Here is a 24,928-nt window from a genome sequence, read left to right on the forward strand (position 1 = left end):
TCGGGTGCTGCTGATGGGTCTGGGGTCGATAGGCGGGTGCGGGGGTGGGCAGGCCGGGGCCGTGCGGAGGGTAGTCGGACAGCAGGGTCATTCGTCCTCCCCGAAGTCGGGCCGCACGTCGCGCGCGTGCTGGATGTCGTCGTTGCTCGTGCCGGCGGCGACCATGGGCCAGACCATGGCGTCCTGGCTGACCCGGAAGTCGACGACGACCGGCTGGTCGTCGACCTCCATCGCCCGCTCGATGGTGGCATCGACGTCCTCGGCGCGGTCGCAGCGCAGGCCGACGCACCCGTAGGCGGTGGCGAGCGTCGCGAAGTCCGGCACCTGCATCGACGGCAGCTGGGAGTGGCTGAAGCGCTCGGAGTAGAACAGCGCCTGCCACTGCTTGACCATGCCGAGGGCGGCGTTGTTGATGATCGCCACCTTGATCGGGATGCCCTCGACCGAGCAGGTCGCGAGCTCCTGGTTGGTCATCTGGAAGCAGCCGTCGCCGTCGATCGCCCAGACGGTCGAGTCCGGCATGCCGACCTTGGCACCCATGGCGGCGGGCACGGCATACCCCATCGTCCCGAGGCCGCCGGAGTTGAGCCAGCGGCGCGGCTCGTCGTAGGTGATGAACTGGCTGGCCCACATCTGGTGCTGACCGACGCCGGCGGCGAAGATCGTGCCCGGGTCGGAGAGCGCACCGAGCCGCTCGATGACCAGCTGCGGGGCCAGCGCCCCGTCCGAGGGGCTGTCGTAGCCGAGCGGGTAGCGCTCCTTCCAGGAGCGGCAGCGGCGGACCCACGCCTCGTGCTGCGGGGTCGCGCCGGCGGCGGTGCGCCGGGTCCACTCGGTCAGCAGCAGGTCGATGGTCTCCCGGGCGTCACCGACGAGACCGACCTCGGTGGGGAAGTTCTTGCCGATCTCGGCCGGGTCGATGTCGGCGTGGACGATCGTCGCGTCCGGGGCGAAGGTGTGCTTGGCGCCGGTCACCCGGTCGTCGAAGCGCGCGCCCAGGCTGACGATGAGGTCGGACTTCTGCAGCGTCGCGACCCCCGAGACGCTGCCGTGCATCCCGGGCATCCCCATGTGCTGGGGGTGGCTGTCCGGGAAGACGCCCCGGGCCATGAGCGTCGTGACGACGGGTATGCCGGTCAGCTCGGCCAGGTCGCGGACCTGCTGGGAGGCGCCCGCGCGCAGGCAGCCGCCGCCGACGTAGAGCACGGGGCGTCGATGGGTGAGCATGAGCTCGACCGCGTCCCGGACCGCCTCGGGGGCCGGCGCGCTCGGCGTGCGGTAGCCCGGCATCGGCAGCTGCAGCAGCGTCTCGTCGGCGGCGGCGACCAGGGCGTCCTTGGTGACGTCGACGAGCACCGGGCCGGGGCGGCCGGTGGAGGCGATGTGGAAGGCCGACGCGACCGTCGCGGCGATCTCGTCGGGGTCGGTGACGAGGAAGGAGTGCTTGGTCACCGGCATGGAGATCGACCGGATGTCGGCCTCCTGGAAGGCGTCCGAGCCGATCGCGGTGCTCGCGACGTTGCCGGTGATGGCGACCAGGGGGACGGAGTCCATGTTGGCGTCGGCGAGCGCCGTGACGAGGTTCGTCGCACCGGGACCGGAGGTGGCCAGGCACACGCCGACCCGGCCGGTGGCGGCGGCATACCCCTGGGCGGCGTGACCGGCACCCTGCTCGTGCCGCACCAGGATGTGCCGCACCTTCGCGCCGTAGAGCGCGTCGTAGAGCGGCAGCACCGCTCCCCCCGGCAGACCGAAGACGTGCTCGACCCCGAGGCGCTCGAGCGTCGCCACGAGGGCCTCGGCGCCGGTGCGCCGCTCGGTGCCGGCGGACAGGCCACCGGTGTCGCCGGGGGCGGTGGTGGTGGCCCCGTCGGAGATGTGGGTCGCGGTCATGTGCGGGTCTTCCTGACGTCCGGGATGGCTGGGCTGTGGCAACAAAAAACCCCTCGGCCCGGTGGGCTGGCGAGGGGAGGACGCGTCGATGGCGAGGATCGGCCGGTGGCGCGTCCCTAGGTAATAAGTACGAGAGCGGAGAACTGCATGGGGACATACAACCCCGGCGCATGCCGCCACGTCAACCCCGACCACCCGGGTGTGACGCGCGGCACACCCGCAACGTCGCCGAGATAGATCTCGATATGTCGTTGACATGTCGAGACACGTCTCGTTAGTCTAAGACCTAACGATATCCATGCGCCACGACAGGAGAGCACCATGACCTCACGCCACAACTTCGGCGGTTTCGGATCCTTCGACGAGCAGATCTTCGGGCCCAACGGCCTGCTCGGGCAGGTCTTCGGCCAGCAGGGCGGCCCGTTCGGCGCCCCGGGAGGAGGCCCCCAGGGCTTCGGTCGCCGCGGACCAGCCGGCCCGCAGGGCGGCCCGCGCCGGGCCCGCCGCGGGGACGTCCGCAACGCCGTGCTGCACCTGCTGCAGCGCGAGCCGATGAACGGCTACCAGCTCATGCAGGAGATCGAGCAGAGCTCCGGCGGCGCCTGGCGGCCCAGCTCGGGCGCGATCTACCCCGCGCTGGCCCTGCTCGAGGACGAGGGCCTGGTCACGCAGACCGAGGTCGACGGTCGGCGGGCCTACGAGCTCACCGAGGCCGGCCGCGCGGCTGCCGCGGACCTGCCGCCCCAGGGGTGGGCCGGCGGCGAGGAGCCCGAGGACCCGTGGGCGCAGGACCGGTCGTCCGGCACGGGCCGTGGCCGGGGCGGGTACGGCGGTCACCGCCACCGCCACTCCCGCGGCCCCGGGCACGCGGCCGAGCGACGCGGCAGCGCCGGGACCCTGTGGAAGGCCCTCGGCAGCGTGGCGATGGCCACGCAGGCCGTCGGGCAGTCCGGCCAGGACGAGCTCAACCAGCAGGCCGCCGAGCTGCTCGACCGCACCCGCCGCGACCTCTACCGCATGCTCGCCGAGGCCGAGGTGGCCCGGGACGAGTTCGACGAGGAGCGGGCCGAGGAGGAGATCGCCGAGGAGATCGCGGAGGGCGAGATCGTCGACGACTGAGCACCCGATCCGGTGCGCCACCACGCCGTCCCCCGGGAGCACACGTCCCCGGGGGACGGCATAGTGTGGCCTCATGGCCGATCACTATGACGTTGTTGTCCTGGGCGCCGGTCCCGGCGGGTATGTCGCGGCGATCCGCGCGTCCCAGCTGGGCAAGAAGGTGGCCGTCGTCGAGAAGAAGTACTGGGGCGGGGTCTGCCTCAACGTCGGGTGCATCCCGAGCAAGGCGCTGATCCGCAACGCGGAGATCGCGCACATGCTGCAGCACGACAAGAAGAAGTACGGCATCGAGGGGGATGCCACCATGTCCTACGGTCCGACGTTCCAGCGCTCGCGCTCGGTGAGCAGCGGCATCGTCAAGGGCGTGCACTACCTCATGAAGAAGAACAAGATCACCGAGGTGGACGGCTGGGGGACGCTCACCTCGGCCACCTCCATGGACGTCAAGGACGACGACGGCAACACCAGCCAGCTCACCTTCGACAACCTCATCCTGGCCACCGGGTCGGTGACCAAGATGCTCCCGGGCGTGGAGGTCAGCAAGAACGTCGTCACCTACGAGGAGCAGATCCTCGACGAGGAGCTCCCGGGCTCCATCGTCATCGCCGGCTCCGGCGCGATCGGCGTGGAGTTCGCCTACGTCATGGCCAACTTCGGCGTCGACGTCACCATCGTCGAGTTCCTCGACCGGATCGTCCCCCTCGAGGAGCCGGAGATCTCCAAGGCGCTGGCCAAGGAGTACAAGAAGCTCGGCGTGAAGATGATGACCAGCACCAAGGTCGAGAACGTCGAGGACACCGGTGACGGCGTCAAGGTCACCGTGACCCCCGCGGACGGCGGCGACTCCCAGACGCTCGAGGCCGACAAGCTGCTGTCCGCCATCGGCTTCGCCCCCCGCGTCGAGGGCTTCGGCCTGGAGAGCACCGGGGTGGAGCTCACCGAGCGCGGCGCCATCGCCATCGACGACTACATGCGGACCAACGTGGACGGTGTCTACGCCATCGGCGACGTCACCGCCAAGCTCATGCTGGCGCACACGGCCGAGTCGCAGGGGATCGTCGCCGCGGAGACCCTCGCCGGGGCGGAGACCATGCCGCTGGACTACACCTTCATCCCGCGCGCGACCTACTGCCACCCTCAGATCGCCTCGATGGGCCTCACCGAGCAGGCGGCCAAGGACGCCGGCCACGAGGTGAAGACCGCGCAGTTCCCGTTCTCCGCCAACGGCAAGGCCATGGGCCTGGGCGACGGCATCGGGTTCGTCAAGGTCGTCGCGGACGCGAAGTACAACGAGATCCTCGGCGCCCACCTCATCGGCCCGGACGTCACCGAGCTGCTCCCGGTGCTCAACCTGGCGCAGACCTGGGACCTCACCGCCGACGAGATGTCGCGCATCGTCTTCGCCCACCCGACCCTGGGCGAGGCCGTCAAGGAGGCCGTGCACGGCATCGCCGGGCACATGATCAACCTCTGACCCCGCGCTGAGCGGCGCGGTGGCTGCCCGCTGGAGCATCGGCCGCGCCGCCGTGCTCGTCGCCGGTCTCACCGGCGTCTCGACCCTGCTCGGGTTCGTCCGCGACGCCGTGATCGCGGCCGTCTACGGCGCGGGCCCGCAGCTCGACGCCTACTTCGTCGCCCTCGGCCTGGCGAACATCGTCCTGGGCCTGCTCGGCACCTCCCTGACCCGGGCGTCCACCCCGGTGCTCGCCCGGGAGGCCGACGGCGAGGCCGCCTGCGGGGGGCACCGGACCTTCGACGTCGTCCTCACCCTGGCGGTCGTCGGGATCGGCGCGCTGAGCGTGGTGCTGGGGCTGGTGGCGGCCCCGGTCTCCCGGGTGCTCGCACCCGGTCTGACCGGCGAGGCCGCCGACCTGCTCGTGCTGCTCACCCGGATCGTGCTCGTCACCACCGTGCTCGTCGCGGCCACCGACCTGCTCGCGGCCCTGGCCCAGGCGCACGGCGTCTTCCGCTGGGGTGCGCTGCAGGGCGTCCCGTTCAACCTCGTCATGATCGCCGCGGCCGGGCTGCTGGGGCCGCGGATCGGTGTCGTCGCCCTGGCGGTCGGCTTCGTGGTCGGCTCCCTCGCCCGGCTGGCCCTGCAGCTCGTGCCGGTCGTGCAGCACCACTGGCCGGTCCGCCCGGGCCTGGACCTGCGCTCGCCCGGGGTGCGCGAGATCGGCGCCCTCCTGCCGCCGCTGCTCGTGGGCCAGGCCATGCTCAACGTCAACACCATCGTCGACCGTGCGGTGGCCTCCACGGTCGGGGAGGGCGCGGTGTCCGCCGTCTTCCTCGGGTGGCGGCTCGTCAACCTCCCCGAGGTGCTCGTCGTCGCCGCGCTCGTCGCACCGCTCTACCCGGCGATGTCCGCGGCGGCCGGGGCGCGGGACCGCGAGCGGCTGCGGTCGCTCGTGCACCGGGGGCTGGCGGTCTCGCTCACCCTCCTCACCCCGGTGGCGGTGGCGCTGCTCGCCGCCCCGCGCCAGGTCGTCACCCTGGCCTTCGGGCGAGGCGCCTTCGACGACCAGGCGGTGCAGGTCACCGCGGTGGCGGTGGTCTGCTTCCTGCCCGGGCTGCTGGCCCTGGCCTGTCGGCAGGTGGTCGTGAGCGCCTGCTACGCGGTCGGCGACACCCGGATGCCGGTGGCCGTGGGCGTGCTGGCCATGGTCGTCAACGTCGTCGGGGACCTCACGCTGGCGCCCGTCCTGGGGGTGGCCGGCATCGTCGTGGCGACCTCGGCGTCGCTGCTGGTGGCGGCCGGCCTCACCGGCTGGCTGGCGGCGCGCCGGCACGCCCTGGTGCCGGCCCGACGGACGGTGCCGATGCTAGGCCGCACCGCGGCGGCCGGCCTCGGCGCCGCCCTGCTCACCTGGTATGCCGTGCGGCTGGTGGCTCCCGAGCCGGCCTGGGCGGGCGCGGCGCTGGCCCTCGTCGTGGCCGCGGTGTCCTACCAGCTCGGCCTCGCCCTGCTGCGTGCCCCGGAGCGCTTCGTCGCGCTCGAGGTCGCGCGTCAGGTGCGCCGGCGCTGACCCGCCGGCGGCGGGCTGCTCGACGGCGACCTTCCCGGCCAGCAGGTGCAGCACCGGGCCGGGGTCGGTGAGCGCCGCCACGCTGTGCCGTGCGCTGAGCCCCCACCACAGCGTGCCGGCCACGTCGAGGGCCACTCCCCCGCGGCGCTCCTGGCGGGCCCGCCGCAGGTCGCCGGCCAGCCACTGGTAGCGCACGCCCGCGCGGCCGTCACCGAGCCGGGGCACGCGCATCCCGCAGACGGCCCGCAGCCCGGCGTCCACCAGACCGGGTCGGGCCCGCTCGCTCAGCGCGAGCGAGCCGAAGAACCGGCCGTTGAGGTCGATGAGGCGGTGGGTGCCGTCGGCGCCGACGAGGAACTGCAGCTCGACCAGACCGGTCCAGCCCAGGTGCCGCAGCAGCGTCTCGCAGCGCCGCGCGAGGTCGGGGTCGACCGGCACCGTGCGGGCCCGCGCGGAGGCTCCGGACGGGGTGGGGAAGAGCCGTGGCGAGACCTGCTGCACCCGCCCCAGCAGGCGGCCCTCGTGCATGACGCCGATGACGGCGGCCAGGTGGCCCTCCACCGGCTCCTGCAGCACGGGCAGGTCCCCCGGCCCTCGAAGGCACGCAGGTGCTCGGCGAGCTGCTGCCGGGTCGAGCAGACAGCGGTCTCGATGCGGTGGGTGCGGCTCTGCTCCGGTGACCAGTGCCACCGGTTCTTGACCACCACGGGAAGGGCCACGTCGGCGACCGCACCCGGCTCGAGGGCACGGGTGGCCGGCGTCCCGAGCCCGGAGCGGACGGCGAGGTCGGCGAGCACCAGCTTGTCCGTGGCCGCCGCGACCACCGTCGCCGCGGGGTGGGCCACGACGCCGCCCACGACGTCGCGGTGGTGCGACAGGGCCGCCATCCAGTCGTCCCCCGAGCCGACGACGACGGCATACCCGCCCGCGCGCCGAGCCTCGCGGACCCCGGTGACGAAGGCGGTCGGGTCACCGGTGGGACGGGGCACCAGGTGCGTCCGGGAGACGGCGCCGGAGGCCCCGGCCAGGCCGGCACCCGGGCGGGAGGACCCCACCCCGACCCGCCAGCCGGCGCGGCGCAGCGCCCGGGCGGCGGTCACGGCGCCCCGGTCGCGGGTGTGCGCGAGGATGAGCACCGACGTGGGGCGACTCCCGGCGGTGGACATGGGCCGACCCTAGGTGCCGCTCCCCCCGATCCCCCGCAGAACCGCCGCATCAGGGGGATATCCCCCGCGCCGTTCCGGGAGGTCGCCCCGTCGCCCGCGCGCGGGCCGCGGGGCAGGCTGGGAGCCATGAACGAGAACACCCGCTCCGCCGCCACCGACCTCCCACCCATCCTCCCGCAGCCGCGTCCGCAGGAGCAGCAGCGCTCCTCTGCGCTGGACGGCGTGTATGCCGCGCTGCGCCGTCTCCCCTCCCGCCGCACCGACGAGGCGGTGCTCGGAGGTGTCTGCGCCGCCGTCGCCGACCGACTCGGCGTGGCGCCGATCGCCGTCCGCGCCGCCGCGTTCGTCGTCGCCCTCCTGGGCGGCGTGGGCGTCGGCCTCTACCTCATCGCGTGGACGCTGCTGCCCGACCCCTCCGGCCGGACCCACCTCGAGGGCGGCCTGCGCGACGGGCGCGGCCGGTCGCTCATCGTCCTCGCCCTCGGCGCCGTCGCAGCCCTCGGGGTGCTCGGCGGCGGGCTCTCCTTCCTCGCCGCGATCCTCCCCGAGCTCCTCGGGGTGGCTGCGCTGGCCGCCGTCGGCTACTGGGCCTGGACCCGCCTGCAGCGCCGCCAGCAGCGCGAGGGCGCCGCCGGCTGACGAGGCAGGGACTCCTCCTCAGCAGTGGTGGCCGCGCCGGCCGGACCCCTCGGTGGCCGGCCGGCGCGCTCGTGCGTCGAGGGCCCCGGGTGGCCGGTCGACGCCCGTCCACGCGGGGACGGCCCGCTCACGCCTCGGCCAGCTCCTCGCGCAGCCGCAGCAGCTCCTCGACCAGGGCTTCCGCCTCGGCGAGGACCCGGTCGCCCCACTCCTGCGCCTGCGCCATCCGGGCCTCGACCTCCGCGTAGCCGACCATGCTCAGCCGGCTGGGCGACGCCGCCGGGAACCCGCCGGGGTCGGGCACCGGCAGGTCCGGCAGCTGGGAGCCCTCGATCTCCTCGCGCAGCCGCAGGACGGCCTCGTCCACCCCCGCCACCCGGCGGCGCAGCTCGCTCAGCCCGTCGGACCAGAAGGCGACGCCGTGCGCGTCCGTCACCATCGCCGAGGCCTCGATCCCGGCCGCGACCACGGGGATCCGGGCGGTGACGCGCCGCACCTGGGGCACCAGCGCGCGGGCCTGCGGCAGCAGCACCTCGACGTCGGCCCGCTGGGTGATGGCCCGCTGCTTGCGCTCGGCCCAGGTGACGATCTGCTCCGGCGGCGTCTCCCCGGCGGCCGGCCCGGCCGGTGGGCGGGGAGTGCCGGCCCGGGCGGCGAGGACGAGGTCGGCGAGCGCCTCCTGGTAGGGCGTCTCGGTGTCGCCGAGCGCCGCGATGTCGCCGTCGAGCTGGTCGGCCTCCACGGCGAGGGTCGCCAGCCGGGCCCGGACCTCCTCCACCCGCTCGGCCGCCTCCTGCGCCTCGGCGAGCTCGAGCCGGCGACGCTCCTCCAGCGACCCGTCGAGGGTGGCGACCCACCGTCGCGGACCGTGCCGGTCCAGCCGGTCGACGTCGGCCTGGTGGGCCTGCTGGAGCCGGCTGCGCTCGGCGAGCAGGGCCCGGTCGCGGTCGATCCGCGGCTGCAGCCGCTCGCGGGAGAGCCGCAGCCGTCGCGACCGCGCCCGCCGGTCCTCCAGCTCGAGCACCCGCTCGCGCAGCCGCTCCGGGTCCACCGGCTCAGGCCTGCACCGGCCGGACCTGCGACAGCTGCCGCGCGGCGAGGAGGCACAGCACGCCGCCGAAACCGCTGAGCACCAGGCCCGGCCCGGGCATCCACCCCTGCAGCCCGACCAGGCTCAGCGCGTGGACGACCTGCCACAGGGTGAGCCCCAGGGCCACGACCCCGCAGACCACCGACTGGGCGATGATGACGGTGCGCAGCCGGGCGGCCGGCACCATGCCCCCCGCGAGCGCGATCAGCCCGGCGTAGAACACCCACAGCCCCCCACCGACGGCGCCGCTCACCGGCCCGGCATAGGTGTAGACCCAGGGCAGGAAGCCGCCGAGGATCATCATCCCCGCGGCGAGGAGCAGCCGGCCCTGGCCCGGGGCGCGTCGGGAGCGCATGAGCGGCACTGTATGCCACGGGCCAGCGCCGCGACAGGTCCCAGGCGCTGCTCGCCGCGTCCCCGACGACCGGCCGGGGCCGGGCCCGCACCACTCGTCGCCGGGCCCGGCCGCTCGGCGCACCGCCGCCACCGTTCGGCGCAGGACCCGTCCGCCGTCCTTGCCCCCGCGTCACGGCCTCGTGTTCGGTGGACCCGCTGGCCACATCCGTCTGCAGAGCAAGGAGGCTCCATGCTTGACGTCGACCAACGGCGTGAGTACTGGCGGCGCAACGTCCGCCTGATGTCGGTCCTGCTGGTGATCTGGGCCCTGGTGTCCTTCGGCGCCGGCATCCTCTTCGTCGACGCGCTGAACGCCGTGAGCATCTTCGGCATACCGCTCGGCTTCTGGTTCGCCCAGCAGGGCGCCATCATCGTCTTCGTCCTGCTCATCGCCTTCTACGTGTGGCGGATGGACAAGCTGGATGCCGAGTTCGGCATCACCGAGTACGAGCAGGAGGTGCATCACCAGTGAGCCCTATCCAGGCCTGGACGCTCGTCTTCGTCGTCCTCACCTTCGGCTTCTACATCTGGATCGCCTACCGCAGCCGGGTCTCCGACACGGCCGGGTTCTACATCGCCGGCGGCGGCATCCCCGCCCCGGCCAACGGCGCCGCCGTCGCCGCGGACTGGATGAGCGCCGCGTCGTTCATCTCCATGGCCGGGCTCATCGCGTTCAGCCAGAACGGCTACGCCGGGTCGGTCTTCCTCATGGGCTGGACGGGCGGCTACGTGCTGCTCGCGCTGCTGCTGGCCCCGTACCTGCGCAAGTTCGGCAAGTACACCGTGCCCGACTTCGTGGGCGACCGCTACAACGAGACGGCGCGCCTGGTCTCCGTGGTCTGCGCGCTCGTCGTGTCCTTCGTCTACGTCGCCGGGCAGATGGCCGGTGTCGGCGTGGTCTTCCAGCGCTTCCTCGGCGTCGACCGGACGTGGGGCGTCGTCATCGGGATGGCCATCGTCTTCCTCTACGCCGTGCTCGGCGGGATGAAGGGCATCACCTGGACCCAGGTCGCGCAGTACTCCGTGCTCATCATCGCCTACATCATCCCGGCGGTGGCGATCTCGCTGCAGCTGGCCGGCAACCCGCTGCCGCAGATCGGCTTCGGTCAGATCCTCGGCGAGCTGGACGCCCTCCAGCAGGACCTCGGTCTCGCCGCCTACACCGAGGCGTTCACCCAGACCTCCATGGTCAACATGATCCTCATCACCGCCGCCCTGATGTTCGGGACGGCGGGTCTGCCGCACGTCATCGTCCGCTTCTACACGGCCCGGTCGGTCCGGGCCGCGCGCTACTCGGCGCTGTGGGCGCTGTTCTTCATCTCGCTGCTCTACACGATCGCCCCCGCGGTCGGTGCGTTCAGCAAGTACAACGTGCTCACCCAGATCCCGGGCAGCACGATCGGTGAGACACCGGGGTGGTTCAACACCTGGAGCGACGTGGGTCTCATCACGGTCACCGACCTCAACGGCAACGGCGTCATCGACGTCGCCGGGGCGATCGGCGAGGGCACCGAGCTGGCGATCAACAACGACATCGTCGTGCTGGCCGCCCCGGAGATCGCCGGCCTGCCGGCCCCGATCGTCGGGCTGGTCGCCGCGGGTGGGCTGGCGGCGGCGCTGTCCACCGCCTCGGGCCTGCTCCTGGTCATCTCCAGCTCGGTCGCCAACGACATCTACTGGAAGAAGATCAACCCGCGGGCCACCGACGCCCAGCAGCTGCGGGTCGGCCGCATCGCGATGGCCGCGGCCATCATCGTCGCCGGCTACCTCGGCATCAACCCGCCCGGGTTCGTCGCCGAGGTGGTGGCCCTGGCGTTCGGGCTGGCCGCCGCCTCGTTCTTCCCCATCCTGTTCCTCGGGATCTTCTGGAAGAAGGCGACGGCGGCGGCGGCGGCGACCGGTATGGCGGTCGGGCTCAGCGTCACCCTGCTCTACCAGCTGTGGACGCTGCCGACCTTCTTCGGCAACGAGCCCATCCTGGGCATCCCGGCGACGGGGATCGGGACCATCGGCATGGTCCTCAACCTCGTCACCATCGTCATCGTCTCGCAGTTCACCAAGGAGCCCAGCGAGCTGATGCAGCAGGTGGTCGAGGACGTCCGCTACCCCGGCCGCTCCGAGCTGGTGGCCGCCCACGCGGAGGGCCACCTGAGCGAGTACGCCGAGGAGCACCAGCACCGCGACGACGACCGCTGACGTCACGCCGTCCCGACCGGCTGTCCCCGACCGGCCGCACGATCTGCCCCGGCAGACCGTGCGGCCGGTCCGCGTCTGCCGAGGGGGCGGAACCGCCGAGGGTGACGCCACGTCATACGCCTGACCGAAGCACCACCCGGCACGGGACCCCGTCCTCGGAGCCCCCTCCCCCAGGAGGTCGCCATGACACCGTCGTCTGGCCGCCGCACCGCCCTCACCGCCACCCTCCTCGCGCTGCCGCTGGCCCTCGGCGCCTGCACCCCGGCCGACGTCGTCGCGCCTCCCCGGGCCGGCGCCGCCGAGCTCACCGACTTCGGCTCCTGCGAGGAGCTGCTGGCCTACGTCAAGGAGCACGCGCTGGAACGGGTCGGGCCCTGGGGCTTCGGGGGCGGGGCGGGATGGTTCGGGGCGGAGGACATGGCGGCCTCCGACGCCGCCGCCGCGGACAGCTCGGCGGGGGGCGGCAAGGGGGCCCGGGCCGAGGGCGGCGACTTCTCCGGGACCAACAACCAGGAGGAGGGTGTCGAGGAGCCCGACGTCGTCCAGACCGACGGCGACATCATCGTCACCACCCGGGCCGGCAGGCTGGTGGTCGTCGACGTCTCGAGCCAGACCCAGGTCGGGTCCCTGGCGCTGCCCGGGGGTCCCACCGGGTCCGAGGCGGAGCTGCTGCTGGACCGTGGGTCCGGGCAGGTGCTCGTCCTCACCCGCGAGTGGCCGCAGCAGCGCACGCCCCTGCCGGTGATGGACGGCACGGAGGGGATGACGTCCTTCCCCGCGTTCCCGCCGACCCGCACCGTGGTGACCCTCGTCGACGTGTCGGACCCGGCCGACCCGACGGCCGCGGGCACCCTGCGGCTGGAGGGCGAGTACCGCTCGGCCCGGATGCACGACGGCACCGCCCGGGTCGTCATGGTCACCCCGCCGCCCGGCCTCGCCTTCGTCGAGCCGCGGACCGGCAGCCTGGTCGCCGAGGACGAGGCCGAGCAGGTCAACCGGGAGATCATCGAGGCCTCCGCGCTGGACGACTGGCTCCCGCACCTGCAGACCGTGCAGGGCACCCGCTCGGACGGCACGCAGCGCGCGGTGCCGTGCGAGGACGTGGCCCGCCCGCCGGAGTTCTCCGGCCTCTCCGTCATGTCGGTGCTCACCTTCGACCTCGGAGCGGACCAGCTCGAGCTCACCTCCGCCGGCGGGCTCGTCGCCTCCGGCTCCACGGTGTATGCCTCGACCGACCGCCTCGTCGTCGCCACCAGCCCGTGGGAGGCCTGGGCCCTCACCGACGGCCCCGCCGGCGTGCTCCCCCGCGGCGGGGGCGCGGCGACGACCGCGCTGCACACCTTCGACCTCACCGACGCCGGCTCCACCGACTACCTCGCGTCCGGCACGGTGGACGGGCGGCTGCTCGACCAGTTCAGCGTGGACGAGGCCGACGGCGTCGTCCGCGTCGCGACCACCACGGACGCCTCCGGCAGCACCCCGTCCAGCAGCTCGCTCGTCGTGCTCGCCGAGGAGGGCGGCCGGCTCGTCGAGCAGGGGCGGGTCGACGGACTCGGGAAGACCGAGCAGATCTACGCGGTGCGCTACCTCACCGCCGACACCGCGGCGGTGGTCACGTTCCGGCAGACCGACCCGCTCTACCTGCTCGACACCTCCGACCCGACCCAGCCCCGGGTCACCGGGGAGCTGAAGATCCCCGGCTACTCGGCATACCTGCACCCGGTCGGCGAGGACCTGCTGCTCGGCGTCGGGCAGGACGCCTCCGACGACGGTGTCACGACCGGCCTGCAGGTCTCCCTCTTCGACCTCTCCGACCCGGCCGCACCCACCCAGGTCGCGAAGCAGACCTGGGCCCAGCACCACTCCGCCGTGGAGTACGACCACCGGGCGTTCCGGTGGTGGCCGCAGACCGGGCAGCTCTTCCTGCCCGCAGAGGCGTGGACCGAGAAGACCTCGTGGACCGGTGTCGTCTCGGCCGGCGTCGACGTCGACGAGCAGAGCCTCTCGCAGGGGCCCCGGCTCCAGCTGGGCGGCGACGGCGACGGCGCGAGCGACGGGACCTGGGACTACCCGCGCCGGACCCTGGTCATCGACGACCGGCTGTGGGTGCTCGGTGAGAACTCGCTGCGCGTGGCCGACCTCGCCACGCTGGAGCCGGTGGGCGTCGTCGACCTGTGAGCCTGGGCATGACGGTGCAGGAACGGTGCTGCGTCCCGGTCGTCCTGGCGACCACCCCGCAGCAGCGTTCCTGCACCACCACCGTCGTCCACAGGGCAGGGGCTGCCGTCGGCGCGGGCGCGGCCTGCCGGGGCAGCATGGTCGCATGGCACAGCAGCACCCGCCCTTCCCCGACGTCGCCGGCCAGCGCGGCCTCGCGACCGTCGGACAGCTGCGGGGCGCGGGGTGGACGCCGGCGCAGATCCGGCACCGACGCTCGACGTCGTGGAGCATGCCCTACCCGCGTGTCGTCTCACCTCATCGCGGGCCGCTGAGCCACGACGCCCTCCTCACGGCCGCGGCGCTGTGGGCCGGTGCGGATGCGGTGCTCACCGGGCTGGTGGCCCTCGGCGAGCACGGGGTCCGCACGCCTCCGCCCCAGGTCGCGACGTTCCTCGTGCCGGCGACGGCCCGGGCGCGCGAGCATGACGGCGCGAGGGTCGTGCGGACCACCCGGCTGCCCGGCCCCGCGCGACGCGAGGGGCCGCTGGCCGTGGCCCCCGCCGCCCGGGCGCTGGTGGACGCCGCGTGCCTGGAGCGGGTGCCGCCACCAGAGCAGGAGGCGTTGGCCATCGCGATCCTGCAGCGCGGTCTCGCCACCCCCTCCGGGTTGGACGGCGAGCTGTGGCAACGCCCGGGGGCGCAGGTGCATCGGGTGCGCGCCGGGCTCGGGGCCTACACCGGTGGCGCCTGGTCCCGTCCGGAGGCGGTGCTGCGCCGCCTGTGGGACCAGCGGCCGGACCTTCCCATGCTGCTCACCAACTGCCGGCTCGTACACGCACGGACCGGGCGCTTCCTCGCCTGCCCGGACGGCTGGATGCCCACGATGGGAGCGGCCCTGCAGGTGCACTCGCGGCAGCACCACCAGGGGATCGACGACCAGGGCGGCGACCGTTGGGCCGCGACCGTCGAGAAGGACTCCGTCCTGGTGGCCGTCGGCGCGAGGGTGCTCGGCGTGTCTCCGTGGACCTTGCACGCCCGCCCCCAGAGCTTCCTCGCCAGGGTGGACGAGCTGGTCGCGCTGGGCCCCGCGTCGCCGATGCCGGACGTGCGGGTGGTCGAGCGACGGGGCTGACCCCGGTGGTGCAGGAACGGTGCTGCGCACCGGTCGTCCTGGCGACCGGGACGCAGCATCATTTCTGCACCACCTCGGGTTCCGTGATGCGCGGCGAGGTGACCCGGCTCTGCACCCGGCAGTGGGGCATACCGCAGAGATCCGCACGAACGGGACTTGTGGCGCAGATCCTGCGGAACAGAGACCGAAGAGGGCCATCAACCCGCATTGACTTCGCTCTCCTGGAGGCTGTAGAACAGGAGCCATGACGAGCCGCTCCCGCCGAATGCGCCGCTGCTGAGCCCTCCCCTCGCAGCCGACGCGCCGACGACCACCCGGCCGCCGTCCTCCCGCTGCTGAGGCGGGTTCAGCAGAGTGACCACCCGCCCTGCACCCCCCAGCGAGAGACGAGACCCCCCATGGCCACCTTCAGCGACTTCGCCACCCGGCAGATCCACGCCGGTCAGACCCCCGACTCCCAGACCGGCGCGCGGGCGCTGCCGATCTACCAGACCACCTCCTACGTCTTCGACGACGCCGACCAGGCGGCCGACCGCTTCGCGCTGGCCGAGCTCGGCCCCATCTACACCCGCATCACCAACCCGACCACCGAGGCGGTCGAGAACCGCATCGCCGACCTCGAGGGCGGCGTCGGTGCCCTCCTCGTGGCCTCCGGCTCCTCGGCCGTCACCCTGGCGCTGCTCAACGTGGCGGGCGCGGGCGACCACGTGGTGTCCTCCCCCAGCCTCTACGGCGGCACCCAGAACCTCTTCGCCCACACCCTCCCCAGGCTGGGCATCGAGGTGACCTTCGTCGAGGACCCGGCCGACCCGGAGTCCTGGCGGGCCGCCGCACGGCCGGAGACCAAGGCCTTCTTCGGCGAGACCATCGCCAACCCGAGCAGCGACGTGCTCGACCTGCGCGCGGTCGCCGACGTCGCGCACGAGGTGGGGGTGCCGCTCGTCGTCGACAACACGGTCGCGACGCCCTTCCTGTGCCGCCCGATCGAGCACGGCGCCGACGTCGTGGTGCACTCGGCGACCAAGTTCCTCGGCGGCCACGGCACCTCCATCGCCGGGGTCATCGTCGACGCGGGCCGCTTCGACTACGGCCGGGGCGGGCGGTTCCCCGGCTTCACCGAGCCGGACCCGTCCTACCAGGGCCTGGTGTATGCCGAGGCGCTCGGCGAGGGCGGTCTGCTCGGCGCCAACGTCTCCTACATCATCAAGGCGCGGGTGCAGCTGCTGCGCGACCTCGGGCCGGCGGTGTCGCCGTTCAACGCCTTCCTCATCGCGCAGGGGGTGGAGACCCTGTCGCTGCGGATGGAGCGCCACGTCGCCAACGCGCAGCGGGTGGCGCAGCGGCTGCAGGGGCACGAGCAGGTGCGCTCCGTCGCCTACGCCGGGCTGCCCGGGCACCCCTCGCACGGGCGAGCGCTCACCTACCTGCCCGCGGGCGCCGGCGCCGTGCTCGCCTTCGAGATCGAGGGGGGTGCCGACGCCGGGCGCGCGTTCGTCTCCGCCCTCGAGCTGCACAGCCACGTCGCCAACATCGGGGACGTCCGCTCGCTCGTCATCCACCCGGCCAGCACCACCCACTCCCAGCTCACCCCTGAGGCGCAGCGGGCCGCCGGTGTCACCCCCGGGCTGGTGCGGCTCTCGGTCGGGATCGAGGGCATCGACGACATCCTCGCCGACCTCGACCGGGGCTTCGCCGCCGCCGCCGCCGCGGTGCGCGGCACCGAGGCGGCCTGACGTGACCGCCTTCACGGCCGACGAGGCCGCCCCGCGCTCGCGCCGGCGCACCCAGCCGGTCGGCCCGCTCGCACTGGAGTCCGGCGACATCCTCGAGGACGTCCGGGTGAGCTACCAGACGTGGGGCCGCCTGGCCCCGGACGGCGGCAACGCCGTGCTCGTGCTGCACGCGCTCACCGGCGACAGCCACGTCGTCGGCGACCGCGGGCCCGGACAGCCCACCCCGGGGTGGTGGCCAGGGCTGATCGGCCCCGGGTGCCCGCTCGACACCGACGAGTGGTTCGTCGTCGCCCCCGCGGTCCTGGGTGGCTGCGGCGGCACGACCGGCCCCTCCTCCCCCGCACCGGACGGCCGCCCCTACGGCAGCACCTTCCCCCGCGTCACCGTGCGCGACCAGGTGCACGCCGAGGCCCTGCTGGCCGACCGGCTCGGCATCGACCGCTTCGCCCTCGTGGTCGGGGGCTCGGTGGGCGGTATGCGCTCGCTGGAGTGGGCGACGACCTTCCCGGAGCGGGTGCAGCGGTGCGTGGTGCTCGCCGCGAGCGCCGTCGCGAGCGCCGACCAGATCGCCTGGTCGGTGCCGCAGCTGCACGCCATCCGGCTCGACCCCGGCTTCCACGGCGGCGACTACTACCCGGGGCCCGGGCCGCGGGCCGGCCTGGAGATCGCGCGGCAGATCGCGCACACGACCTACCGCTCGGCGGCCGAGCTCGAGCTGCGCTTCGGCTGCGGGCCGCAGGAGGGCGAGGACGCGCTGCGTGGCGGCCGGTACGCCGTGCAGTCCTACCTGGAGCATCACGGCAAGAAGCTCGTCCGCCGGTTCGACGCGAACGCCTACCTCGTCCTGACCGAGGCCATGAACAGCCACGACATCGGCCGCGGTCGGGGCGGGGTCCCGTCAGCGCTGGCCCGGATCACCGCCGACCTCACCGTCGGTGTCGTCAGCAGCGACCGCCTCTTCACCCCGGCCGACGGCGAGGTCGTGGCCTCCGCCCCGACCTGCCGCGAGCTCGCCGTTATCGACAGCCCCTACGGTCACGACGCCTTCCTCGTGGAGACCGAGCAGGTCTTCGACATCGTCGCCCGGGCCCTGCGCAGGCCGGCCGCCCGCCCGTGCACCGGGACGACGGCGAGGGCGGACCCTCACGGGTCCGCCCTCGCATCGACCGCCGCCGCCCGCCCCTAGGAGCGCGGAGCCTCGTCGGGGTCGGTGGTGTCCCCGCCGCTGCGGCGCAGCGCACGGGCCTTGTCCTGGTCCGCCTGCTCCTTCTCCTCGTTCGCGACGATCTTGGCGTCGTCGCGGGGAGGCAGCTGGATGTCCTCCTCGGCCTCGAGGCCGGCGATGAGCTGGCGGGAGCGCTCCAGCTCGGCGTCGACCTCTGCACCGAGCAGCAGCGCGAGGTTGGTGATCCACAGGTAGAGCAGGAAGATGATCACCCCGGCGAACGAGCCGTAGGTCGCGCCGTAGCTGGAGAAGTTGGCGATGTAGAAGCCGAACGCGACCGAGATGAGGATCCAGACGAGGATCGCAATTCCGGCACCGATGCTCAGCCACCGGAACTTCGGCTGCTGGACGTTGGGCGTGCTGTAGTACAGCAGCGCCACGACGAGCATGACGAGCAGCAGGACGACCGGCCACTTGGCCACCTGCCACACGGTGACCACGGTCGACCCCAGGCCGATCGCCTCACCGACCGCCGTCGCCACCGGCCCGGACACGATGAGCATGAGGGCGACGAGCACCACCATGAGGACCATGACCAGGGTGATGAGGAGCATGACGGGGCGCAGCTTCCACACCGGCCGACCTTCCTCGATCTCGTAGACCCGGTTCATCGCACGGCTGAACGCGGTGACGTAGCCCGAGGCCGACCACAGCGCGGTGGCCAGACCGATGACCAGGGCCAGCCCGGCGCCCGGTGAGGTGGCCAACGACTCCACCACCGGCTCCAGGGTCGAGGCCCCGGACTCGCCGAGGACACCCTCCAGGACGGGCATGACCGTGTCGACGACCTGCTGGCTCTGCCCGACCAGCCCCAGCAGCGAGAAGATCGCGATGAGCGCCGGGAAGATGGCCAGGACGGCGTAGTAGGTCAGCGCCGCAGCCAGGTCGGTGCACTCGTCGTCCAGGAACTCGCGGAACGCCTTGCCCGCGGTGTACTTCCACGCCGGCCCGGTCATCTGCGCGGGCGAGTCCGGCTTGTCCTCGCGCTCGGGGTCCGGCGCATCCAGCTGCGCGGCCCGGCGCTCTGCGGCGTCGTGCTGTGCGTCCGCCCGGCTCACCGGCGGACCCGCCGGACGATCCCGACACCCAGGGCCAGGACGGCGACGACCCCGAGGACCGCCGCGGCGGCGGCGGTGACCTCCTGCCGGTCCGCGCGTGTCGCCCTGGTCCGGGCGTCGTCGACGCGGTTCCCGAGTCCGGCCTTGACCGACTCGACCTTGCGGCGGGCCTGCTTCTTCACGTCCAGGCGCTCGCTCAGCTCGTCCACGGTCTCGCCGAGCTCGGCGCGGTGCCGGGCGATGTCCGCCTCGATCTGCTGCGGGTCCTGGGCCGTGCCCTCGGCCGTGTCCCCCGGCGAGGTGTCGTCCTGGGGGGTGTCAGGACCGCGGTGCGGCGTGGTGCTCATGACTGGCTGCCTCCTTGACCTCGGCGATGTCCTGCCTGACGTTGTCCATGGCGCGCTCGGGCTTGGCCGGGGTGGCCTCCTCGACGCGCTTCTTGCCCACGAGCGACACCACCGCCGCCGCGGCGAGCAGCAGCAGCGTCACGATGCCCGCGGCGGCCCACGCGGGCAGCACCAGGGCGAGCAGCAGGATGGCGGTCGTGACGAGGCCGGCCACCCCGAAGAAGGCGAGCAGTCCACCGGCACCGAACATGCCGATGCCCACGCCGGCGTTCTTGGCCTTGGCGCTCAGCTCGGCCTGCGCCAGGCGCATCTCGTCGCGGACGAGCGTGCTCGTCTGCTCGCTCAGCCGCGCGATGAGCTCGCCCGTCGAGGCCTGCCCGGCCTGCGGGTCGTACGCCTCAGCCACGGGGGTCCTGGTGGGTGCCCCCCGCGAGGACGCTGTCCTCGTCGGCCCCGCGGTCGTCCCCTCCAGCGGCGGACCCGCCCTGGTCCTCGGAGAGCGCGCCCCGCGCCTGCTCCTGCGCACGGCCCGCCTTCTCCTTGACCTGGCCCGCCTTCTCCTGGACGGTGGGGTGCTGCCACAGCTCCTGCGCCTTGGCGCTCAGCTGCTCGTAGCGCTCGCGACCTGCCTTGGCGCCCAGGACGTAACCCGCCCCGAAGGCGGCGGCCATCATGATCTTGCTCATCGTCGTCTCCTGACCTCACGGTGTCAGGCGCGTGCCGTGGGCGCGCGCCCGGTGGCTCAGCCACCTCGGCGAGCATACGGCGTAAACAAGGACTGTCCACACGGAACGGCACCCCGGGGGGCACCAGTGCCTGCGACCGGGCCGGACGCGTGAGATGGTGACGGGGTGTCGACGAGCGCAGAGCCTCCACGCCCCGGCCGCTCGCCGCGTCGCCGTCTGGACCGCGACCGCATCGTCGACGTCGCGCTCACGAGCATCGAGGCGCAGGGGGTCGAGCACATGTCGATGCGCAGCCTCGGCCGCGAGCTGGGGGTCGAGGCCATGGCGCTCTACCGCTACGTCTCGGGCCGGGAGGACCTGCTCGAGGCCGTCGTCGCGCGCCTGCTGGACGGTCTGGCCGAGCGGGTGGAGGCCGCGGGCACCACGAGCTGGCAGGAGTACCTGCAGTACCTCGCGCACGAGATCCGGGACGTGGCCCTGCGCCACCCCTCCGCCTTCCCCCTCGTCGTCTCCCGGCACCCGGCCACCCCGTGGCTGCGGCCCCCGCTGCGCGACATCGACACCGTCGAGCACCTCCTCGCCACGCTGACCGGGTACGGCTTCGACGAGGAGCGCGCGGTCGACACCTACAAGGCGTTCACCAGCTTCCTCGTCGGCTACCTGCTCCTCGAGGTGTCGATGCGGACCGAGAACGTCAGCGCCGTGGAGGAGCCGATGAACGAGGGCAGCGCCCAGATCCCCGAGCAGGACACCGCCACGGACGTGCAGGGGGCGCCGCACGTGCTGCGGATGCGGGAACGGCTCAGCCAGGACCGCGGGGCCGAGGAGTTCGAGATCGGGCTCGAGATGCTGCTCAACCGCATCGAGCGCGCGGTCTCCGTCTGAGCCCGCCCCGTCCGTGAGCCGGACGGAACCGACCGCGCGCCGTTGACGTCCACGTCATAGGATCGATGGTCACAGGGGAAAGGAGCCCGACATGCCCGACTGGCTACGCGACTCTCCGCAGTGGCTCTGGTGGATCGGCGCCGCACTGGCGTTCGGGATCGTCGAGATGACCACCCTCGACCTGCTCTTCCTCATGCTGGCGCTGGGCGCCCTGGTGGCGGCCGTCGTCGCGGGGGCTTTCGGCATCGGTCTCATCTGGCAGGTGCTGATCTTCGCGGTGGCCTCCGGACTCTTCGTGTTCGCCCTGCGCCCGGTGGCGCTGCGACACCTGCGCATGGAGGGCAAGGGCGGCAAGATCCTCATGGAGGGCAACATCGGCCAGACGGCCACCGTGCTCGAGCCGGTGTCCGACCGGGCCGGCCTGGTCAAGCTGCGGGGGGAGAGCTGGACCGCCCGGGCCGAGCTGGAGGGGCAGACCTTCGCCGAGGGCGACCTCGTCACGGTGGTCCGCATCGACGGGGCGACCGCGGTGGTCGCCGCCTCGTCACCGGAGGACAAGCCCTTCGACCTCGAGCCGCCGCGCGACTGACCGCGCGCGGCACCACATACGACAGCAGCACCCCAACCAAGGAGAAGCTCGATGGATCCCATCAACCTCATCGTCTGGCTCGTCGTCCTCCTGCTCGCGCTCTTCGTCGTCGTGGCCGTGGCCAGGGCGATCCGGATCGTGCCGCAGGCGACGAGCGTCATCGTGGAGCGGCTCGGCAAGTACGACCGCACCCTCGACGCCGGCCTCCACTTCCTCGTTCCGTTCGTCGACCGCCCCCGCTCGGTGGTCGACCTGCGTGAGCAGGTCGTGAGCTTCCCGCCACAGCCGGTCATCACCAGCGACAACCTGGTGGTCTCCATCGACACGGTGATCTACTTCCAGCCAACCGACCCCAAGGCGGCGACCTACGAGATCGCCAACTACATCCAGGGCATCGAGCAGCTCACCGTCACCACGCTGCGCAACGTCATCGGCTCGCTCGACCTGGAACAGACGCTGACCAGCCGCGACATGATCAACGGCCAGCTGCGCGGAGTGCTGGACGAGGCGACCGGGCGTTGGGGCATCCGGGTCAACCGGGTCGAGCTCAAGGCCATCGACCCGCCCGCCAGCGTCCAGGACTCCATGGAGAAGCAGATGCGCGCCGAGCGCGACCGGCGCGCCGCGATCCTCAACGCCGAGGGCGTCAAGGGCAGCCAGATCCTCACCGCCGAGGGTGAGAAGCAGGCGCAGATCCTGCGTGCCGAGGGTGCGGCCCAGTCGGCGATCCTGGAGTCGCAGGGTGAGGCCCGCGCGATCCTGCAGGTCTTCGACGCCATCCACAAGGGCAACCCAGACAGCAAGCTGCTCGCCTACCAGTACCTCCAGATGCTGCCCGAGATCGCCAAGGGCGACTCCAACCAGATGTGGGTCGTCCCGACCGAGCTCACCGCTGCCCTCGCCGGCATCGGCAACGCGCTCGGTGGGGGCAAGGGCCCCGACACCGCCGGCCTGGACGCCCCCTCGAGCGGGATCAGCTCCGAGGCGGGCGACATCGACCTCGGGGTGGACGCCCCGATGCTGGAGGACCCGCGCGAGGCGCTCCGCAGAGCCCGTGAGGAGGCCGAGGGCGCGACCCGCGACGCCGAGCTCTCGACCCGGAAGCGCTCCAAGCAGGACGCCGACGCCGCCATCGCCGACGCGGCGGAGAAGGCCCGTCAGGCCGCCAAGCCGCACGCGGGCGAGGGACAGGACGACGCCTCGCGGGCCGAGCTCGGCACCCTCGAGCAGCCGGAGCAGGTCGCCCCGGACCTGGGCCAGCAGGCCGGTCAGGCGCAGGGCCAGCCGGCACCCGCGGAGGAGCCCGAGGGTCAGCCGACGAGGCGCGACGAGGGCTGAGCCCGGGGCGGCCACCTCCCAGCACTGCCCGACGAGCGGGGCACGACACCGGGTGTCGTGCCCCGCTCGTAGGCTGTGCGGCATGTGGATCCGCGACGTGCGCCCGTGGGGTGGCCCGGCCAGCGACGTGCGGGTGCAGGACGGCCTCGTCACGCACGTGGGGCCACGCCAGGCCGGCGAGGCACGCCCGGCGCCCGGGGAAGGGGGGACGGGGCAGCCGGAGGAGGAGCTGGAGGGCCGCGGCAGGCTGCTGCTCCCCGCCTTCAGCGACGTGCACGTGCACCTCGACTCCACCCGGCTGGGGCTGCCGTTCCGGCCGCACACCGGTGGTCCGGGGGTGTGGACGATGATGCTCAACGACCGGGCGCACTGGCGGGACGCGGAGGTCGGCGTCACCGAGCGGGCGGCGCACACGCTGGGCCTCATGGTCGCCCGCGGCACCACCCGGGTGCGGTCCTTCGCCCAGGTCGACGTCGACTGCGGGCTCGAGCGGCTGGAGGCGGTCCTCGCCGCGCGGGAGACGCACCGTGACCGCGCCGAGGTGCAGGTCATCGCGTTCCCGCAGGCGGGGCTGCTGCGCGAGGAGGGCTCGGCCCGGGTGCTCGAGGACGCCCTGCGGGCCGGCGCCGACGTCGTCGGTGGCATCGACCCGTGCAGCCTGGACCGGGACCCGGTCCGGCACCTCGACCTCGTCTTCGACCTGGCGCAGCGGTATGCCGTGCCCGTCGACATCCACCTGCACGAGCCGGGCGAGCTGGGCCGGTTCTCGGCCGACCTCGTCTGCGAGCGCACCGAGGCGCTGGGGATGCAGGGTGACGTGCTCGTCTCGCACGGCTACGGCCTGTGGGACGGCACCGAGTCGCAGACGCGAGGTCTGGTGGAGCGTCTCGCCGAGCTCGACATCGCCACCGCCACGGTGGCCCCGGGGGGCCGGCAGACGCTGCCGCTGGCCCAGCTCGCCGAGGCGGGCGTGCGGGTCGGGCTGGGTCAGGACGGCCAGCGCGACTACTGGTCGCCCTACGGCAACGGCGACATGCTCGACCGCACCTGGCAGCTGGCCTTCACCCACGGCTTCCGGGCCGACGAGCTGGTCGAGCACGCGCTGGCCGTGGCCACCCGCGGCGGGGCCGCGATCATGGACCACGACCTGGCCAGGCTCACCGGGACGGCGGACCGACCCGGCCTGGCCCCCGGCGACCGGGCCGACCTCCTGCTCGTGGCCGGTGAGACCCCGACCTCGGCGGTGATGGACCGCCCCGACGACCGCACCGTGCTGCACCGCGGCCGGGTCGTCGCGGACGCCCTCACGCTGACCTGACCCGCGGCCGGAGCAGCGCTGCGGCCAGGACGCTCGCGGCACCGGTCACCGTGAGCACCGCCCAGTAGCCGAGGCCGGTCGTCGACGTCAGCAGGGTGAGCGCCGTGAAGGGGACCGCGTGGCTCACGACCGCCGGCCACACCGTGCCGAAGCGCTCCACCAGGGCCGCCAGCGGCAGCGCCAGGAAGAACACCCCGAGCACTCCCCCGGCGAGGTCACGGGGGTCGAGGTCGCCGGCGACGACGAAGATGCTGATCTGCGGGACGTGCAGCAGCGCCCACGCCGCGCCGATCAGCAGCGTCGAGGACCAGAAGCCGCGGTGCCGCAGCAGCTGCTGGGCGTAGCCGCGCCAGGCAGCCTCCTCGCCCACCGTGCTGAGCGACAGCAGCGCGACCCACAGCGGCAGCTGGACCAGCGCGCCGAGCAGCACGTCGGTCTCGATCATCGTGCCCCAGCCCAGCGCCTGCGCCAGCAGCGCCGGGCCGAACGCCAGTGCCAGGAACACCCCGACCGCGGCGAGCAGCGAGGTCAGCAGGGTGCGCCACCCACCCGTCCGCAGCCCCAGCAGCTGCGTCGTGCGGCCACCGACCGGCACGAGCCGGATGAGGACGACGGCGACGAGCAGCGGGACCCACCGGCCGACGAAGGTCAGCCAGGCGGGGTAGGGCGCGCCGAGCAGGAAGGGGACGCACATCAGCGTGACGGCCCCCACCGTGAGGGCCATGAACAGCCGGGCCACCCGGCCGGAGCGGGCGGTGTCGACGGGCGCCGGGTACTGACCCGTGGCACGTGGGACACCTGCCGGGGACGGGGAGGCGGCGCCGGGGCCGCCCCGGGATCGCGCGGCCGCGGCAGCCGCGCCCCGTGGCGACGGCGCGGACGCCGAGGAGGTATGCCGGGAGGAGGTCGTCATACCCGTGAAACTAGGCAGC

Annotated in this window: 22 protein-coding genes and 1 pseudogene; 14 read left to right on the top strand and 9 right to left on the bottom strand. The window is 73.3% G+C overall.

The annotated features are described in order from the left end of the window. Positions 1-87: 87 nt before the first annotated feature. Positions 88-1,893, bottom strand: coding sequence for an acetolactate synthase large subunit (locus tag EUS26_RS01145; protein ID WP_202864994.1), 1,806 nt, complete (start codon positions 1,891-1,893; stop codon positions 88-90). A 321-nt stretch (positions 1,894-2,214) separates the two neighbouring features. Between EUS26_RS01145 and EUS26_RS01150 the strand changes: the two genes are divergently transcribed. The 3 genes from EUS26_RS01150 to murJ all read left to right on the top strand — a co-directional run bounded on the left by EUS26_RS01150 (position 2,215) and on the right by murJ (position 6,038). Next, positions 2,215-3,012, top strand: a complete 798-nt coding sequence (locus tag EUS26_RS01150) for a PadR family transcriptional regulator (RefSeq protein ID WP_130011333.1) — start codon at positions 2,215-2,217, stop codon at positions 3,010-3,012. A 73-nt stretch (positions 3,013-3,085) separates the two neighbouring features. Continuing rightward, a complete protein-coding gene (gene lpdA, locus EUS26_RS01155; protein WP_130011334.1) occupies positions 3,086-4,486 on the top strand; it encodes a dihydrolipoyl dehydrogenase in 1,401 nt (466 codons plus the stop codon). Positions 4,487-4,505: 19 nt separating this feature from the next. Beyond that, entirely contained in the window at positions 4,506-6,038 is a 1,533-nt protein-coding gene (gene murJ / locus EUS26_RS01160; RefSeq protein WP_130011335.1) for a murein biosynthesis integral membrane protein MurJ, read from the top strand. A 237-nt stretch (positions 6,039-6,275) separates the two neighbouring features. Here the strand turns inward: murJ and EUS26_RS17645 are convergent. After that, positions 6,276-6,566: pseudogene (locus EUS26_RS17645) on the bottom strand (ATP-grasp domain-containing protein); the annotation flags it as partial. A 764-nt stretch (positions 6,567-7,330) separates the two neighbouring features. Between EUS26_RS17645 and EUS26_RS01165 the strand changes: the two are divergent. After that, positions 7,331-7,843, top strand: a complete 513-nt coding sequence (locus tag EUS26_RS01165) for a PspC domain-containing protein (RefSeq protein ID WP_130011336.1) — start codon at positions 7,331-7,333, stop codon at positions 7,841-7,843. A gap of 127 nt (positions 7,844-7,970) precedes the next feature. Here the strand turns inward: EUS26_RS01165 and EUS26_RS01170 are convergent, their stop codons facing one another. After that, positions 7,971-8,894, bottom strand: a complete 924-nt coding sequence (locus tag EUS26_RS01170; RefSeq protein ID WP_130011337.1) for a hypothetical protein — start codon at positions 8,892-8,894, stop codon at positions 7,971-7,973. Between the two features lie 4 nt (positions 8,895-8,898). Continuing rightward, positions 8,899-9,288, bottom strand: coding sequence for a hypothetical protein (locus EUS26_RS01175; protein ID WP_202864995.1), 390 nt, complete (start codon positions 9,286-9,288; stop codon positions 8,899-8,901). Between the two features lie 231 nt (positions 9,289-9,519). Here EUS26_RS01175 and EUS26_RS01180 point away from each other — a divergent pair, with 231 nt between their 5' ends. The 6 genes from EUS26_RS01180 to metX all read left to right on the top strand — a co-directional run bounded on the left by EUS26_RS01180 (position 9,520) and on the right by metX (position 17,736). After that, on the top strand, positions 9,520-9,801 hold the full coding sequence (locus tag EUS26_RS01180) for a DUF4212 domain-containing protein (protein WP_130011338.1): 282 nt from the start codon (positions 9,520-9,522) through the stop codon (positions 9,799-9,801). Then, the gene (locus EUS26_RS01185; protein ID WP_130011339.1) at positions 9,798-11,525 is read left to right on the top strand and encodes a sodium:solute symporter family protein; all 1,728 of its coding nucleotides are present in this window, start codon (positions 9,798-9,800) and stop codon (positions 11,523-11,525) included. The genes EUS26_RS01180 and EUS26_RS01185 overlap by 4 nt, the downstream gene beginning before the upstream one ends. A 183-nt stretch (positions 11,526-11,708) precedes the next feature. Next, entirely contained in the window at positions 11,709-13,703 is a 1,995-nt protein-coding gene (locus EUS26_RS01190; RefSeq protein WP_130011340.1) for a beta-propeller domain-containing protein, read from the top strand. A gap of 145 nt (positions 13,704-13,848) precedes the next feature. Continuing rightward, entirely contained in the window at positions 13,849-14,817 is a 969-nt protein-coding gene (locus tag EUS26_RS01195; RefSeq protein WP_130011341.1) for a hypothetical protein, read from the top strand. Positions 14,818-15,215: 398 nt separating this feature from the next. After that, positions 15,216-16,550, top strand: a complete 1,335-nt coding sequence (locus EUS26_RS01200; RefSeq protein ID WP_130011342.1) for a bifunctional o-acetylhomoserine/o-acetylserine sulfhydrylase — start codon at positions 15,216-15,218, stop codon at positions 16,548-16,550. A 1-nt stretch (position 16,551) separates the two neighbouring features. Next, entirely contained in the window at positions 16,552-17,736 is a 1,185-nt protein-coding gene (gene metX, locus EUS26_RS01205; protein WP_130011343.1) for a homoserine O-acetyltransferase MetX, read from the top strand. On the opposite strand, the gene EUS26_RS01210 is transcribed toward metX, so the two are convergent. From EUS26_RS01210 to EUS26_RS17075, 4 genes are read right to left on the bottom strand one after another with little or no spacing between them, the layout of a single operon-like run. After that, positions 17,733-18,833, bottom strand: coding sequence for a YihY/virulence factor BrkB family protein (locus EUS26_RS01210; RefSeq protein WP_238148760.1), 1,101 nt, complete (start codon positions 18,831-18,833; stop codon positions 17,733-17,735). The two genes, metX and EUS26_RS01210, sit on opposite strands and share 4 nt — an antisense overlap. After that, positions 18,830-19,180 carry a DUF3618 domain-containing protein gene (locus EUS26_RS01215; protein ID WP_130011344.1) on the bottom strand — a complete coding sequence of 117 codons (351 nt, stop codon included), beginning with the start codon at positions 19,178-19,180 and terminating at the stop codon, positions 18,830-18,832. Before EUS26_RS01215 ends, EUS26_RS01210 begins: the two co-directional genes overlap by 4 nt. Further along, positions 19,152-19,586 carry a phage holin family protein gene (locus EUS26_RS01220; protein ID WP_130011345.1) on the bottom strand — a complete coding sequence of 145 codons (435 nt, stop codon included), beginning with the start codon at positions 19,584-19,586 and terminating at the stop codon, positions 19,152-19,154. Before EUS26_RS01220 ends, EUS26_RS01215 begins: the two co-directional genes overlap by 29 nt. Beyond that, a complete protein-coding gene (locus tag EUS26_RS17075; protein ID WP_202864996.1) occupies positions 19,579-19,866 on the bottom strand; it encodes a YtxH domain-containing protein in 288 nt (95 codons plus the stop codon). The genes EUS26_RS01220 and EUS26_RS17075 overlap by 8 nt, the downstream gene beginning before the upstream one ends. Positions 19,867-20,031: 165 nt before the next feature. Here EUS26_RS17075 and EUS26_RS01230 point away from each other — a divergent pair, with 165 nt between their 5' ends. From EUS26_RS01230 to EUS26_RS01245, 4 genes are all read left to right on the top strand, one after another. Then, entirely contained in the window at positions 20,032-20,751 is a 720-nt protein-coding gene (locus tag EUS26_RS01230) for a TetR/AcrR family transcriptional regulator C-terminal domain-containing protein (RefSeq protein WP_130011346.1), read from the top strand. 91 nt (positions 20,752-20,842) lie between these two features. Further along, positions 20,843-21,340: an NfeD family protein gene (locus EUS26_RS01235; protein ID WP_130011347.1), complete on the top strand. Its 498-nt coding sequence runs from the start codon at positions 20,843-20,845 to the stop codon at positions 21,338-21,340. A 51-nt stretch (positions 21,341-21,391) separates the two neighbouring features. Then, positions 21,392-22,678 (top strand): SPFH domain-containing protein, encoded by a 1,287-nt coding sequence (locus EUS26_RS01240; protein WP_130011348.1) that lies wholly within the window; start codon positions 21,392-21,394, stop codon positions 22,676-22,678. 82 nt (positions 22,679-22,760) lie between these two features. Further along, positions 22,761-23,996: an amidohydrolase family protein gene (locus tag EUS26_RS01245; protein WP_130011349.1), complete on the top strand. Its 1,236-nt coding sequence runs from the start codon at positions 22,761-22,763 to the stop codon at positions 23,994-23,996. Here the strand turns inward: EUS26_RS01245 and EUS26_RS01250 are convergent. Beyond that, positions 23,983-24,909 (bottom strand): CPBP family intramembrane glutamic endopeptidase, encoded by a 927-nt coding sequence (locus tag EUS26_RS01250; protein WP_130011350.1) that lies wholly within the window; start codon positions 24,907-24,909, stop codon positions 23,983-23,985. The two genes, EUS26_RS01245 and EUS26_RS01250, sit on opposite strands and share 14 nt — an antisense overlap. Between the last annotated feature and the right edge of the window lie 19 nt (positions 24,910-24,928).

Origin of the sequence: Serinicoccus sediminis (assembly GCF_004153545.1) — a bacterium.
In the GTDB taxonomy this organism is placed as follows: Bacteria; Actinomycetota; Actinomycetes; order Actinomycetales; family Dermatophilaceae; genus Ornithinicoccus; species Ornithinicoccus sediminis_A.